This is a genomic window from Ruminococcoides intestinale, assembly GCF_040095935.1.
Lineage (GTDB): Bacteria > Bacillota > Clostridia > Oscillospirales > Acutalibacteraceae > Ruminococcoides > Ruminococcoides intestinale.
This window is the reverse complement of sequence record NZ_JBBMFQ010000005.1, coordinates 136,714-150,247: the sequence shown is the minus strand read 5'-3', so window position 1 is coordinate 150,247 and position 13,534 is coordinate 136,714. Positions and strand designations below refer to the sequence as shown.

General features: G+C 40.4%; 16 protein-coding genes. 11 read left to right on the top strand and 5 right to left on the bottom strand.

The annotated features are described in order from the left end of the window. Positions 1 to 274: 274 nt before the first annotated feature. Positions 275 to 736, bottom strand: a complete 462-nt coding sequence (locus WMO31_RS09240) for a YaiI/YqxD family protein (RefSeq protein WP_181971294.1) — start codon at positions 734 to 736, stop codon at positions 275 to 277. Positions 737 to 744: 8 nt separating this feature from the next. Next, positions 745 to 1,416: a peptidylprolyl isomerase gene (locus WMO31_RS09235; protein WP_367999576.1), complete on the bottom strand. Its 672-nt coding sequence runs from the start codon at positions 1,414 to 1,416 to the stop codon at positions 745 to 747. 134 nt (positions 1,417 to 1,550) lie between these two features. On the opposite strand from WMO31_RS09235, the gene WMO31_RS09230 reads away from it, so the two are divergent. Both WMO31_RS09230 and WMO31_RS09225 read left to right on the top strand, forming a co-directional pair. Continuing rightward, positions 1,551 to 2,393, top strand: a complete 843-nt coding sequence (locus WMO31_RS09230; protein ID WP_242956451.1) for an ABC transporter permease — start codon at positions 1,551 to 1,553, stop codon at positions 2,391 to 2,393. 4 nt (positions 2,394 to 2,397) lie between these two features. Next, positions 2,398 to 3,672 carry an ABC transporter ATP-binding protein gene (locus WMO31_RS09225; protein WP_367999575.1) on the top strand — a complete coding sequence of 425 codons (1,275 nt, stop codon included), beginning with the start codon at positions 2,398 to 2,400 and terminating at the stop codon, positions 3,670 to 3,672. Between the two features lie 199 nt (positions 3,673 to 3,871). Here WMO31_RS09225 and WMO31_RS09220 read toward each other — a convergent pair whose 3' ends face one another. Continuing rightward, positions 3,872 to 4,414 (bottom strand): N-acetylmuramoyl-L-alanine amidase family protein, encoded by a 543-nt coding sequence (locus tag WMO31_RS09220; RefSeq protein WP_015524087.1) that lies wholly within the window; start codon positions 4,412 to 4,414, stop codon positions 3,872 to 3,874. Between the two features lie 282 nt (positions 4,415 to 4,696). Between WMO31_RS09220 and WMO31_RS09215 the strand changes: the two genes are divergently transcribed. Then, the gene (locus WMO31_RS09215; protein ID WP_367999574.1) at positions 4,697 to 5,359 is read left to right on the top strand and encodes a lactate utilization protein; all 663 of its coding nucleotides are present in this window, start codon (positions 4,697 to 4,699) and stop codon (positions 5,357 to 5,359) included. Between the two features lie 59 nt (positions 5,360 to 5,418). Here the strand turns inward: WMO31_RS09215 and WMO31_RS09210 are convergent, their stop codons facing one another. Beyond that, positions 5,419 to 5,550 (bottom strand): hypothetical protein, encoded by a 132-nt coding sequence (locus WMO31_RS09210; protein WP_015524085.1) that lies wholly within the window; start codon positions 5,548 to 5,550, stop codon positions 5,419 to 5,421. A 52-nt stretch (positions 5,551 to 5,602) separates the two neighbouring features. Here WMO31_RS09210 and WMO31_RS09205 point away from each other — a divergent pair, with 52 nt between their 5' ends. The 7 genes from WMO31_RS09205 to WMO31_RS09175 all read left to right on the top strand — a co-directional run bounded on the left by WMO31_RS09205 (position 5,603) and on the right by WMO31_RS09175 (position 12,216). After that, positions 5,603 to 6,925, top strand: a complete 1,323-nt coding sequence (locus WMO31_RS09205; RefSeq protein WP_367999573.1) for an RsmB/NOP family class I SAM-dependent RNA methyltransferase — start codon at positions 5,603 to 5,605, stop codon at positions 6,923 to 6,925. Beyond that, positions 6,922 to 7,776, top strand: coding sequence for a 16S rRNA (adenine(1518)-N(6)/adenine(1519)-N(6))-dimethyltransferase RsmA (rsmA, locus tag WMO31_RS09200; protein WP_367999572.1), 855 nt, complete (start codon positions 6,922 to 6,924; stop codon positions 7,774 to 7,776). Before WMO31_RS09205 ends, rsmA begins: the two co-directional genes overlap by 4 nt. Positions 7,777 to 7,778: 2 nt before the next feature. Next, complete coding sequence (locus WMO31_RS09195) at positions 7,779 to 8,060, top strand: hypothetical protein (RefSeq protein ID WP_367999571.1); 282 nt, start codon at positions 7,779 to 7,781, stop codon at positions 8,058 to 8,060. A 205-nt stretch (positions 8,061 to 8,265) separates the two neighbouring features. Beyond that, positions 8,266 to 10,863 carry a cation-translocating P-type ATPase gene (locus tag WMO31_RS09190; RefSeq protein ID WP_367999570.1) on the top strand — a complete coding sequence of 866 codons (2,598 nt, stop codon included), beginning with the start codon at positions 8,266 to 8,268 and terminating at the stop codon, positions 10,861 to 10,863. Between the two features lie 120 nt (positions 10,864 to 10,983). Further along, complete coding sequence (gene relB, locus WMO31_RS09185) at positions 10,984 to 11,205, top strand: type II toxin-antitoxin system RelB family antitoxin (protein WP_015524080.1); 222 nt, start codon at positions 10,984 to 10,986, stop codon at positions 11,203 to 11,205. Continuing rightward, positions 11,202 to 11,474 carry a type II toxin-antitoxin system RelE family toxin gene (locus tag WMO31_RS09180; protein WP_101029525.1) on the top strand — a complete coding sequence of 91 codons (273 nt, stop codon included), beginning with the start codon at positions 11,202 to 11,204 and terminating at the stop codon, positions 11,472 to 11,474. The genes relB and WMO31_RS09180 overlap by 4 nt, the downstream gene beginning before the upstream one ends. A 205-nt stretch (positions 11,475 to 11,679) precedes the next feature. After that, positions 11,680 to 12,216, top strand: a complete 537-nt coding sequence (locus WMO31_RS09175) for an inorganic diphosphatase (RefSeq protein WP_015524078.1) — start codon at positions 11,680 to 11,682, stop codon at positions 12,214 to 12,216. 127 nt (positions 12,217 to 12,343) lie between these two features. Here the strand turns inward: WMO31_RS09175 and WMO31_RS09170 are convergent, their stop codons facing one another. After that, the gene (locus WMO31_RS09170; RefSeq protein ID WP_015524077.1) at positions 12,344 to 12,550 is read right to left on the bottom strand and encodes a hypothetical protein; all 207 of its coding nucleotides are present in this window, start codon (positions 12,548 to 12,550) and stop codon (positions 12,344 to 12,346) included. 134 nt (positions 12,551 to 12,684) lie between these two features. Between WMO31_RS09170 and pgeF the strand changes: the two genes are divergently transcribed. Beyond that, on the top strand, positions 12,685 to 13,521 hold the full coding sequence (gene pgeF / locus WMO31_RS09165) for a peptidoglycan editing factor PgeF (protein ID WP_367999569.1): 837 nt from the start codon (positions 12,685 to 12,687) through the stop codon (positions 13,519 to 13,521). Positions 13,522 to 13,534: the final 13 nt, after the last annotated feature.

The window sequence follows — 13,534 nt, the reverse complement described above, 5'->3', positions numbered from 1 at the left end:
CTGATTGTGCTGTTGACTCTTTCCGTCAGGAAGAAGGCGACTTTCTTGGAGTTGCTTATATCCTTTTTCCTATCTGTTGAAGCAAGTGTAGTTGCCTACTATATTTGCAAGTGGTTGGATAGATAGTAACTTCAACAGCCAACCTATGAAGAAACCCTCGAAGTCGGTAGCTTCGAGGGTTTCGTTTTGCCCAATGGACTATTTACATCATTTTGCCTATGATTATTGCAACACACATTTCTGTGCATTTCAAGTATATGCCGAAAAATTATTATTATTCCTGATTAGAATTATTTAACACTTTTACAAGCAAAGATTCAAAGCTTTTTTCAAAGTTTTCGTCATCTTGTTTTGTACGCTTTTTCGGTCCTTTAATGTGATGCTTGCCGTTTGACATTCTCGCCTTTTTGGCAAGGTGTCTGTCCATAAGCAGACCGCCTATGTTATCATCCGAGAAAATTTTCCCCGACTGATGAATACAGTACGCACCCTTTCCAAGCACAAGTGCCGCAACTCCGTAATCCTGAGTTACCGCAATGTCGCCCTTTTTACAAAGGTTGACAAGCGCCAAATCAACTGCGTCTGCACCTGCACCGATAATTTTTATCTCGCTGTAATCTGACTTTAGGACATGGTTTGTGTCACACAAAAGCACAACGGGAACATTGTGCTTTTGTGCAATCCTTTCAACCGATTTTACAACAGGGCAGGCATCCGCATCAACAAGAACAGTTATACCGTTCATTATTTTTCCTCAATCTTAATTGAGTTGATAACAGGCTGATTTTTCTTTTCAACAGTACCGTTTGAATCTGTAACAGGGGTGTCCTTGCAGATTTTATCAACAATATCCATACCCTTTGTTACCTTGCCGAATGCGGCGTACTGACCGTCAAGATATGTGCTGTCAGCCTGAACAATAAAGAACTGTGAGCTTGCACTGTCGGGTTCATTTGAACGAGCCATTGAGATAACGCCTCTTGTATGTGAAAGGTTGTTTTCAACACCGTTCTGAGCAAATTCGCCCTTGATTGTTTTTTCACTGCCGCCTGTGCCGTCACCCTTTGGGTCACCGCCCTGAATCATAAAGCCGGTAATGATTCTGTGGAAAGTAAGACCGTCATAAAAACCGTCTTTTGCAAGGTCAACAAAGTTCTTGACTGTAATCGGAGCAAGCTCCTCATAAAGCTCAACTTCAATTTTACCGTAGTCTTTAACATCAATAGTCGCTGTGTAGCTTGATTTGTAGTCGGTTGTGTCTGTGCTTGCGGATGTTGTTTCTTCGTTTGAAACTGCAGAAGTTGCTTTTTCAGAAGAACTGCTCTCTGTGTTACCGCCGCAACCGCTCATTAAAAAGCATGTGCAGAGAATAACTGCGGCAACCATAATTGCCGAAATCTTTTTAATTTTTGTCATTTTCAAATTCCTTTCATAAATAAACTTAATTTATTTTATCATTATTATGTCTGCAAATCAACCTGAATTGACACAAAAATATAAATGTGTTAAAATTTTTTGTATGTGAAATACCGACAAAAGGGGAATGTGGCTTGAAAAATAATGAAATAACCGATATTACTTCAAAACGCAGATTGTTTGAGCTTAATCTCGGTGATGTCCGAAAGTACCGTGACCTTGTTATGCTGTTCGTAAAGCGTGATTTTAAAAATTCCTACAAGCAAACCGTACTCGGACCGTTGTGGATAATAATAAAGCCGTTCCTTTCAACATTTGTTTTTACCGTAATTTTCGGTATGATTGCCAATATCTCAACTGACGGAATGCCTCAATTTCTGTTTTTTATGGCAGGCAACATTTTGTGGTCATTTTTTTCAAGCTGTCTTAACGGCAGTTCATCAACCTTTATCGGCAACGCAAGGCTGTTTGGCAAGGTGTATTTTCCAAGGCTCGTGATGCCGTGCGCAAACATAATTTACAACACAATCGGTTTTTTGATTAACTTTGTAATGTTCTTTATACTTGTTCTTATATATATGTTTACGGGTTCAAATGTTCACCCGAATTTATGCGCATTGCTTATGCCTTTGATTCTGCTTTCTTCGGCACTTTTAGGCACAGGCTGCGGACTGATTGTTTCGTCTGTAACAACAAAATACCGTGACCTCGGTGTGCTTGTTTCATTCGGAGTAACATTGTGGATGTATATTACTCCTGTTGTTTATCCTGTTTCTCAGGTGTCGGATTCATTCCGTCCGCTTGCACTCTTAAATCCTGTTGCTCCGCTAATTGAAACATTCCGTTACGGGTTCTTAGGCAGCGGAACATTTCCGTGGCAATATCTCATATTGAGCTTTGCTGTTACGGCAGTCGTTCTTCTGTTCGGAATAATCGTCTTTAATAGGGTAGAAAAGAATTTTATAGATACGGTATGATGTCATGACTGAAATGAATGAAAATTGCGTAATAAAAATTGAAAATCTTTCAAAAGAATACCGACTCGGTGCAATCGGTTCGGGAACTCTCCGTCATGATTTGCAGAGTTGGTATGCAAAAAAAAGAGGTAAAGAAGATCCGAATCAGAGAATCGGTGCCAAACAATACACAAAAGGCGACACATTTTTAGCACTTGACGGTGTGAACCTTGAGGTAAACCGTGGAGAACGCATAGGAATTATAGGCGCTAACGGTGCAGGCAAGTCAACTCTGTTAAAGGTTTTATGTAGAATTACCTCTCCGACAGACGGCAGAGTGCGTTTCAGGGGACGAATTGCCAGTATGCTTGAGGTCGGAACAGGCTTTCACGCTGAGCTTACCGGCAGGGAAAACATCTACCTTAACGGTGCAATCCTCGGAATGACAAAGAAAGAGGTCGCTTCAAAAATAGACAGTATTATTGAATTTTCAGAGTGCGAAAAGTTCATTGACACGCCCGTAAAGCGTTATTCATCGGGTATGTTCGTAAAGCTTGCGTTTGCTGTTGCGGCACACCTTGATGCAGAAATCATGATTATGGACGAGGTGCTTGCTGTCGGAGATATGCACTTTCAGAAAAAGTGTATCGGGAAAATGCGTGACCTTGCAACCGAGGAGGACAGAACTGTCCTCTATGTTTCACACAATATGAATACTATTCGTGACCTTTGCGACAGGTGCATAGTTCTTGACCACGGCAAAATTGTTTTTGACGGCGATGTTGAAGACGCTGTAAAAATCTATCTCGGAAGTGCAAACGAAAATTTCCGTGCTATTGAATATGTCGGAAACGAACACAAGCATCATGCCGACAGAAACGACCTATGTCTGCAATTTGCCGGATATAACGGCAAAGAGAATAATATTTTCTATGATGACGAGCAGATTCTGCTTGAACTCACATGGAAAAACAAGGCTGATATTGAAAATCTTTGCCTGCGTGTTGAAGTGAGCGATTACCGAAGATACCCCGTTACCGCATTTGTGGTTGAAAATTTCTATTTGGGAAAAAAGGGCGAAACCCACACGGCAAAATTGAAAATAGATATATCAAAAATTGTCCGTGGCGGATACTATACACGCTATGTTTTCTACAGCCGAAAGAACGATGCCGCCCCCTTTGAAACCTTAGAGGTTGCAGACGGTCTGACTTTCAGAAGGAGAAAACCCGATAAATACCAAAACACCTGGCAAAAAGCCTGGGGCAGTATTGAGATGAATGATATTGAAGTTGTATAAAAACAAATTGAAATTTGCGGTTGGGCAAACAGTCAATATCAAAAGAAATATGTGTTCCGAATGTTGTGAACATCTAATTGAAATGTAATGGAAGGAACAATATGAGCGAAAGATCTGATTATTTTTAAACGCATATCTTGATGAATAACAAAAGGTCAGCACATAATCGTGTTGACCTTTATTCTTTGTCAAAATTAAATTACGGCTCGACAAACGGCATATTAAAATACTCGGCAACTGATTTTGCAAGATTTCTGCCGATTGCATTAATGTTGTCCCTAATCCATTGAGCTTCTTCGGGGTTATCGTGATATGCAACCTCAATCAATGCCGACGGTGATTTTGTCCGTCTGACTTCCGCAAGTGAGGTGGTGGGGATTATGTCAACATCGTTCGGTTCGGGATAAATATCCTTGTAATTCTTTTGCAGAATTTCAGCAAAACGCTTGCCGTTACTGCCTGTCGGATAGTAATAAATATCTGCACCCGTGTATCTGCCTGCCGAACCCTCGGGAGCGGCATTGCTGTGAATTGCAAGGTGCAAATCGTGATTGCCCTTGTTTGAATCTGCAATTGCCTGACTCAGCGTCATATCGGGATCGTTTCGCCTGAAATCTATTCCGCTTGCCCTCAAATAAGGCTCCATGGCGTCTGCAATAAGATTCATATAATATTCTTCATTTCCTCCGTCAATATAAGGGTTGTACTCCTGCAATGACGGTGAAAGATAAACTGACGGCATAAAATCTCTCCTAAATTTATTCTCTTATCATTTTATTCGCAAAACCCGTGCCGTTGACAAATAATTTTCTTTTCAAAATTCAATTTGTATTGTATAATGATTACATATGATTTTGGTGAAAATGTTGGCAAGTGTATGATATCACAATTATTATGTGTGAGCAGATTGTAACCGTAGACAGAATGTCAAGCGTAGGGGCGGATATTGTTCTTTTAAAGAACTATTATTTGGTGCAAAAACTTGCTTAATTACTTTATGAAATTATGAAACGGAGAAATTATTATGACTGATGAAATGAGAGCAAAAGTTGAGAAAGTTATGAAAAATCTTGAACGCAACAAGATGAAACCTTATTTTTGCGAAAACAGGGAAGAGGCTCAGGCACTTGTAAAAACACTCATTAAAAAGGGCGAAACAATTTCATGCGGAGGTTCAAAAACTCTCGACGAAACGGGAATTTATCAGATAATTAATTCACCCGATTACAATTTTCTTGACCGTTCCGCACCCGGAATGACTCGTCCCGAGGTTGAAGAGGTTTACCGTCAGACTTTCAGGGCAGACACATTTTTTATGAGTACAAACGCTCTTACCGAAAACGGAGAGCTTTATAATGTTGACGGCAACTCAAACCGTGTTGCCGCACTTCTTTACGGTCCGAAAAGCGTTATCGTTGTATGCGGTATCAACAAAATTGTAAAGAATATTGACGAGGCAATCAAGAGAGTTAAAACAATTGCCGCTCCGCAGAATACAATCAGACTCGGCATTGAAACCCCCTGCGGAAAAACAGGCGAATGTGTTTCATTGAAAAAAGAAAATCCCGAGCTCTGTGACGGTTGTCACGGTGACACAAGAATCTGTTGTAACTATGTGGTATCTGCTCAGCAAAGACATATTGACAGAATCAAGGTTATTATCATCGGCGAAGAATACGGCTATTAATTCCCATAAAGAAAAAAGCCGCATCAAAAGACACGGCTTGGGAGAACTTCAGAATGTAATCATCTGCAATTATTCTGACTTTTGTTCTGGCTGTTCTGCTGATTTTTATTCTGATTGTTGTTCTGATTCTTATTCTGGCTGTTCTGCTCGTTCTTGTTCTGATTGTTGTTCCGATTCTGATTGAAATTCATTTCAACACCTCCTTTACAAAACTATTATTAACCCGAAAAGGCTTGTTTATTCATGAATGATTTTTTATTGCGAATGAAATCACTTCTGGGTGATGAATTTGACGAATTTTTAAAATTTTACAACAGCGACGATTTCATAAAGGGACTTCGTGTCAATACCTTAAAATGTTTGCCCGAAAAGCTTTGTTCACTTCTTGATTTTGAACTGAAAAAAACTCCGTTTTGCGATGAGGGCTTCTATATTCCGTCCGATGTTAAGTCAATCGGCAACAATCCTCTGCACCATGCAGGAGCGTTCTATGTTCAGGAACCGTCTGCAACTTCGGCAGTTACAATGCTTGATGTTCATGAGGGCGATTATGTCCTTGATTTGTGTGCCGCTCCGGGCGGAAAAAGTACGCAAATTGGCGCTAAACTTAACGGAACAGGACTTTTGTGGAGCAATGAAATTGTAAGGAACAGAGCAAATATTCTTTTATCGAACATTGAACGAATGGGAATTTCAAACGCAGTTGTATCAAACTGCCGTCCCGATGAACTTTGCAAAAGGCTTGAAAACCGTTTTGACAGGATTCTTGTTGACGCCCCCTGCAGTGGTGAGGGAATGTTCCGCAAGAATGATGCGGAGCGTGAATGGAGCATTGAGCATGTAAAGAGTTGTGCCGCCCGTCAGCTTTTGATTCTTAACAGTGCAAAGGATGCCCTGAAAAACGGCGGATATATGGTTTATTCAACCTGTACTTTTTCAAAGGAAGAAAACGAGGGCGTAATTTCTCGGTTCCTTACAGAAAATCCCGATTTTGAACTTGTTGATTCGGGCGTAACATTCGGCAGACCTACGCTTGATTATGCGAGAAGAATTTTCCCGATGGACGGCGGAGAAGGACATTTTGCCGCCAAGCTTCACAAAAAGGGCGAGCCGTATTCTAATTATAATATTCCTAAAAAGAATAATAAAATTGACTCGAAAATTTTTGATTTTTATGACAGTATTTTTATCGACAGACCGTTTGGTGAAAATATTGAGGTTATAAAGGATAAAATTATAGTTCTTCAACAGAATTATAATTTTGATGTAAAAGGCTTGCAGATTCTCCGTGCGGGAGTTATTCTCGGCGAAATTGTCAAGAACAGAATCGAACCGCATCACAGCGCATTTACGGCAGCTAAAAAGGAAAACTGTAAATCCGCAGTTGATTTTGATGTGAACAGTAAAGAAATTGCAGCGTATCTTCACGGTGAGGAAATTGCCGTGCCACAGGATGTCAAGGGCTACACGGCTGTCTGCGTAGACGGAATCACAACAGGCTTTGGCAAAGCGTCAAATTCAAGACTGAAAAATAAATATCCGAAAGGGCTTCGCATATTAAGATGAAAAAATTATCAGATATAGGTACAATCAAAGATATACTTTCAAGACACGGCTTTACTTTTTCAAAGTCACTCGGTCAGAATTTTCTTATAAACCCGTCAGTTTGTCCGAGAATGGCAGAGCTTTCGGGCGCCAGAGAGGGAGTTGGCGTAATTGAAGTCGGTCCCGGAATAGGGGTTCTCACAACAGAGCTTTGCTCGCTCGCCGACAAGGTTGTAGCGGTTGAGCTTGACAAGCGACTTCTTCCCGTTCTTGAAGAAACACTCTCCGAACACGACAATGTTAAAGTTGTAAACGATGATATTCTTAAAATTGACTTGCACAAGCTGATTGAAGAAGAATTTCAGGGCATGGATGTTGTTGTGTGCGCAAATCTTCCGTACTACATCACATCTCCCGTAATTATGAAATTGCTTGAGGACAGACTGCCGATTTGTGCAATCACGGTTATGGTTCAAAAAGAGGCGGCTCAGCGAATTTGTGCTGAGGTGGGTTCTCGTGCAAGCGGTGCGGTAACGGTATCGGTCAACTATTACGCAGAACCCGAAATGCTGTTTTCGGTTAGTGCCGGCTCGTTTATGCCTGCTCCAAAGGTTGATTCGGCTGTTTTAAGACTTAACATTCTAAAAGAACCGCCCGTGAAGGTTGATGACGAAAAGAAGTTTTTTAAGGTTGTAAAAGCCGCCTTTTCACAGCGAAGAAAAACACTTTCAAATTCTCTTGCATCCGGACTTTCTTTGCCAAAGGCAGAGGTCAACGCAATTCTTGAAAATTCCTCCGTTCCTCTGAATGCAAGGGCGGAACAGCTTAAACTTGAAGATTTTGCAAACATTGCAAACAATCTTGGTGATTGATTATGAAAAGAAAAATGAACGGTCTTTATAAAACTGCTTTTATATTAATGCTTGTTGCCGCAGTGCTTTTCATTGTTGCAACAATTGTTGCATATGCTCTTGAACGCCCGTATTTCTCCGCAGCCTTTTCATGCAGCGGTGCTTTTCTTGCATTTTTGGGCATAATATTTGCAACCTGCAGTAAACCCAAAAAACGCAAAAGATACCTTGTCACAGATGAAATTGTTGCCGAAAATGATGATATCAACAAAATTTCGGAAAATTCTGTTGACAATGAGGAATAAATTTGATAGAATGGTTGCAGATAAAGGGGAGTAGTTCGCAGATAATCTGTGATATTAATCGTCAGTACATACCGTTTTCGGTATCGGTTATATCTTAAAGGACAAGACTTTTATTGTAGGGTGAGTTGCACCTTGCAATAAAGGTCTTTTTTATTTGCCTTTTTCAGTCTGTCTGTATTCTGCAATCCGAACGGAGGAGAAAATTATGAAAAATTGGTATCAGTTGACCGAGAGCGAAACTCTTGACAAGCTCGGTGTCACAAGCGAAGGACTTTCGTCACAACAGGCTGACAGCCTTCTTGAAAAACACGGAAAAAATGTGCTTGAAGAAAGCAAAAAGAAATCTGTTTTTCAGGTGTTTTTAAGTCAGTTTGCCGACCTTATGGTAATAATCCTTATCATTGCGGCAATCGTCTCAATGTTTTCGGGAAGTGTTGAAAGCACAATCGTAATTTTTGCGGTAATCACACTTAACGCTATTCTCGGCACGGTTCAGCATGTCAAGGCAGAAAAGTCGCTTGAAAGCCTTAAATCGCTTTCGTCACCCTCGGCAAAGGTAATCCGTGACGGAAGAAAAATTGAAATTGATTCAGAAAACATCGTTCCCGGCGACATTGTTGTACTTGAGGCAGGCGACCTTGTTGTTGCAGACGGAAGAATAATAAATAACTATTCTTTACAGGTTAATGAGAGCTCGCTTACGGGTGAATCTACAAATATTGACAAAAGTGTGGAGACAATTGAAAAGGAAGTTCCGCTTGCCGACCGCACTGATATGGTCTTTTCGGGCAGCCTTGTAACATACGGCAGAGCAATTGTCGTTGTTACGGAAACAGGTATGAACACAGAAATCGGTAAAATTGCTACACTTATGAATCAGGCAAAGAGCAAGAAAACTCCCCTCCAGCTCAGCCTTGATAAATTTTCGAGCAGACTTGCCGTTATTATTATGGCAATCTGTGTAGTAGTTTTCGGTTTGAGTATGTTCAACGGAATGTCGGTTCTTAACTCTCTTATGTTTGCCGTTGCACTTGCAGTAGCCGCAATCCCTGAGGCACTCGGCTCAATCGTTACAATTGTTCAGGCAATGGGTACGCAAAAAATGGCAAAAGAAAATGCCGTTATCAAGGATTTGAAAGCTGTTGAAAGCCTCGGTTGTGTGTCTGTAATCTGCTCCGATAAGACGGGTACGCTCACACAGAACAAAATGACTGTTCAGAAAATCTATGTGAACGGCGAAAGTATTCTTGAGGATCAGCTCGACCTTAATATTGAAAGCCACCGTCATCTCCTTTACGATATGGTTCTTAATAACGATTCGAGTATCGTTGACGGAAAGGGAATAGGCGACCCGACCGAGTACGCTTTGCTTGAAACATTTCAGCATATCGGACTTGACGAAAATGTGCTTAGGGATGTTCTTACAAGGGTTGAGGAGGTTCCGTTTGATTCCGACAGAAAGATGATGAGCACAAAGTACAAAATGCACGGTGTAAATCATATTCTCACAAAGGGTGCGCTTGATTCAATTCTTGACCGTTGTGTAAGTATCGCAACAAAAGACGGTATTCGTCCGATTACAGATGAAGATAAGGCTGAGATTTCAAGAGTTAACCGTGAATATTCCGAACAGGGACTCCGTGTTCTCACCTTTGCGTATAAGGAATCTGATGAGGCTCTCACGGTTGACACAGAGAATGATTATACATTCATCGGACTTGTTTCAATGATAGATCCTCCGAGAGAGGAATCAAAACAGGCTGTTGCCGATGCAATCCGTGCAGGAATCAAGCCTGTTATGATTACGGGCGACCACAAAATCACAGCAAGTGCAATTGCAAAGCAGATTGGTATTTTCAATGACGGCGACATCGCAGTTACAGGTCTTGAGCTTGACGCAATGAGCGATAAGGAGCTTGACGAAAAAATTGAGAAAATTTCTGTTTATGCAAGAGTTTCTCCCGAAAACAAAATCAGAATCGTTGAGGCTTGGCAAAGAAAAGGCAACATTGTTTCCATGACAGGTGACGGTGTAAACGACGCACCCGCTCTCAAAAAAGCGGATATCGGTGTTGCAATGGGTATCACAGGTACCGAAGTTTCAAAAGACGCCGCATCTATGATTCTTCAGGATGATAACTTTGCTACAATTATCAAGGCGGTTGCAAACGGCCGAAATGTTTACCGCAACATTAAAAATGCAATTCTTTTCTTGCTTTCGGGTAATATGGCAGGCATTTTTGCCGTGTTGTTCTGTTCAATCATGGCTCTGCCCGTACCGTTTGAGGCGGTTCACCTTCTGTTTATCAACCTTCTTACAGACTCACTTCCCGCAATTGCAATCGGTATGGAGAAGCCCGAAAAAGATTTGCTCAGACAAAAACCCCGTGATCCGAAACAGGGAATCCTTACAAAAAGCTTTTCTGCTCTTATGCTCGGACAGGGTGCTTTGATTGCCGTTGTAACGCTCATTTCATTCTACATCGGACTTCAGACAAGTCCAGCCGTTGCAAGCACAATGGCGTTTGCAACACTCACGCTTGCAAGACTGTTCCACGGCTTTAATTGCAGAAGTACACATTCAATCTTTAAACTCGGACTTTTTTCAAATACGGCAAGCATAGGTGCTTTCTTTATCGGAACATTACTGCTCACATTTGTATTGTTTGTTCCGTTTGTGCAGCCGCTTTTCAGTGTTACCGCACTCACAGGCGCACAGGCAGGCTTTATAGCCCTCCTTGCATTCATCCCGACATTTATAATTCAGTTTGTAAAAGTTATTGTTGAAAATGTGAGAAAGTAAATTTAATAACATTGAACACGGCAGATTGATTTTGTCGTGTTCTTTTACTTTTATCGAATAAAATTCATTGACAAAGAAATAATAATGTAGTACAATGTACTATACAAGGAGGTCAGTATTATGGCATTCTCAATCAGATTAACAGAACAGGAAAAGAAAATAGTAGACAGCTATGCTCGGTTGCACTCAATATCACTCGGAGAGGCTTTTAAACAGGCTTTGTTTGAAAAAATCGAAGAAGAATATGACCTTGCCGTTTTTGATGACGCTTATGATGAATACAAAAAGAGCGGTGAAGAAAGCAGACCAATCTCTGATTTTTGGAAGGAACTTGACATATGAGTTATGTTGTAAGAACCACTCCGAGATTTGAAAAAGAATTTAAAAAACTCGACAGATATACCATGAAGATGATTAAAGCGTGGATTGAAAAGAATTTGTCGGGTTGTGAAAACCCCAGAGTAAAGGGAAAAGCTCTCACGGCAAATCGCAAAGGTCAATGGCGGTATCGTATCGGAGATTACAGACTGCTCTGCCTTATAGAAGACGAAGAACTTGTTATTCTTGCTTTGTCTATAGGTCACAGGCGAGAGGTTTATGACAACACTTAAAATTTAAAACACTTAAATAATCAAACTCGGTCATAATCTTTGAATAATTATGACCGAGAATTATTTATTTTGAATTATTTTGATTGAAATTACAAAAATTCCTTGACAAAGTTTGACAGATTTCTTATAATTAAACCATAACATAATGTTTCACAGGGTATTACAGGATATACAAAAAATAAGGTTAAGAAGGGTGACAGAAATTATGAACATTTGGCACGACATTTCTCCGAAGAGAATTACAAAAGACAAGTTTTATGCAGTAATCGAAATTTCAAAGGGCGGCAAAAACAAGTATGAGCTTGACAAAGAAACAGGTATGCTCAAGCTTGACCGTGTGCTTTTTACATCAACTCACTATCCTGCCAACTACGGCTTTATTCCGAGAACCTTTGCAGATGACGGCGATCCGCTTGATGTTCTTGTTTTGTGCAGTGAAACAATTCAGCCGATGACGCTCGTTGAATGCAAGCCTATCGGCGTTCTCAATATGGTTGATAACGATAGCTGTGACGAAAAAATTATTGCAGTTCCCGTTAACGATCCCAACTACAATTGCTACAGCGACATCAGCGAACTTCCAAAACACTATTTTGAAGAAATTCAGCACTTTTTCCAGGTTTACAAAACACTTGAGGCTGACAAGGTTACTTCGGTAACCGAAACTGACGGTGTTGACAAGGCAAAGGAAATCATTGAAAAGGCTATCACAAGCTATATTCGTGATTTTCAGATGGCGTAAATTTATAAAGACTGCAAAACTAAAAGCTTTACCAAAAAACGGTAAAGCTTTTTCTTTTGAATGTGTAATTTAATTCTGAAAAGGAATATTAACAAAATTCATTCCTGTATAATAAAAATACGGCGGATTAAAGTTTAAAATCCTTTGCCGAAAAATCTGTCTTAAAAACCGTGACATTCGGCATACGCAACAACGGGTCATACTTGAACGATCTGCATTTTCCGTCTTTGACCTGCTTTGACTTTTTGCAGAACATAATATCATTTTCAATTCCGTTGTATTCGCAATATGAACAGTTGACAGGAATATTCTTGCCAAACAAACTTTTTTTCATAATCAACACCTCTGAATGAATATAGTATATCATTAACTCAGCCGTGTTTCAAGCATAATATTTTGTCGGAAGATATTGACAAAGCAATTAATCGGTTAAAAATAATCTTATTATAAAATATGGAAGGAACACTTATGAAATTTTTTTCAAAAACAATGAAGCTCAACAACATTGATACGATTCCGTATCTTACATATAATTCTTTATCAGAAATTAGTTTCATCAATCACGCATTCACAACCCGACTCGGCGGTGTGTCAACGGGTGAATTTACATCAATGAATATGGCATTCAACAGAGGTGACAATCCCGACAGCGTAACCGAAAATTACAAAAGATTCTGCAAAAGTGCAGGCTTTGACTATGAAAGTCTTGTAGCCTCGGCACAGGATCACCACACTGTTGTAAGAGCCGTAACATCTGCCGAAAAGGGCATAGGTATCTACAAGCCCCGTGATATGGAGAGCGTTGACGCCTTGATTACAAATGAAAAGGGAGTAACCCTCGTAACCTACTATGCCGACTGCACACCGCTGTTTTTTGTCGATACAAAGAATAAGGCAATCGGGCTTGCTCATGCCGGATGGAGAGGAACTGTCGGCAGAATAGGGGAAAAGGTTGTTGAGAAAATGACTGAGCTTTACGGTACAAATCCTTCCGATATCAAAGCTGCAATCGGTCCCGCAATTTCAGTTTGTTGCTATGAGGTTGACTACCCATGTGCAGAACATTTTCTGAATCTTGCAGACCTTGACAGCTCAAAGTTCGTTTTTGAAAAAGGAAACGGAAAATATATGGTCGATCTCCTTGAAACCAACCGTCAGATTCTTACTGCTTCAGGTGTAAAGAATGAAAACATAACAGTTTCGGATGTCTGCACCAATTGCAACAGCGACCTTTTATGGAGTCACCGTGCCACCAAAGGTCACAGAGGCACAATGAGTGCGTTTATGTGTATTAAAGAAGATTAAAATTTTTGTTTTT

Bases quoted from the DNA above. Each gene is read 5' to 3' on its own strand.
- WMO31_RS09235 (WP_367999576.1), bottom strand. From the start codon at position 1,416: ATGACAAAAATTAAAAAGATTTCGGCAATTATGGTTGCCGCAGTTATT.
- rsmA (WP_367999572.1), top strand. From the start codon at position 6,922: ATGAAAAAATTATCAGATATAGGTACAATCAAAGATATACTTTCAAGA.
- WMO31_RS09195 (WP_367999571.1), top strand. From the start codon at position 7,779: ATGAAAAGAAAAATGAACGGTCTTTATAAAACTGCTTTTATATTAATG.
- WMO31_RS09215 (WP_367999574.1), top strand. From the start codon at position 4,697: ATGACTGATGAAATGAGAGCAAAAGTTGAGAAAGTTATGAAAAATCTT.
- WMO31_RS09210 (WP_015524085.1), bottom strand. From the start codon at position 5,550: ATGAATTTCAATCAGAATCGGAACAACAATCAGAACAAGAACGAGCAG.
- WMO31_RS09190 (WP_367999570.1), top strand. From the start codon at position 8,266: ATGAAAAATTGGTATCAGTTGACCGAGAGCGAAACTCTTGACAAGCTC.
- WMO31_RS09225 (WP_367999575.1), top strand. From the start codon at position 2,398: ATGACTGAAATGAATGAAAATTGCGTAATAAAAATTGAAAATCTTTCA.
- relB (WP_015524080.1), top strand. From the start codon at position 10,984: ATGGCATTCTCAATCAGATTAACAGAACAGGAAAAGAAAATAGTAGAC.
- WMO31_RS09175 (WP_015524078.1), top strand. From the start codon at position 11,680: ATGAACATTTGGCACGACATTTCTCCGAAGAGAATTACAAAAGACAAG.
- WMO31_RS09170 (WP_015524077.1), bottom strand. From the start codon at position 12,550: ATGAAAAAAAGTTTGTTTGGCAAGAATATTCCTGTCAACTGTTCATAT.
- WMO31_RS09180 (WP_101029525.1), top strand. From the start codon at position 11,202: ATGAGTTATGTTGTAAGAACCACTCCGAGATTTGAAAAAGAATTTAAA.
- WMO31_RS09205 (WP_367999573.1), top strand. From the start codon at position 5,603: ATGAATGATTTTTTATTGCGAATGAAATCACTTCTGGGTGATGAATTT.
- pgeF (WP_367999569.1), top strand. From the start codon at position 12,685: ATGAAATTTTTTTCAAAAACAATGAAGCTCAACAACATTGATACGATT.
- WMO31_RS09220 (WP_015524087.1), bottom strand. From the start codon at position 4,414: ATGCCGTCAGTTTATCTTTCACCGTCATTGCAGGAGTACAACCCTTAT.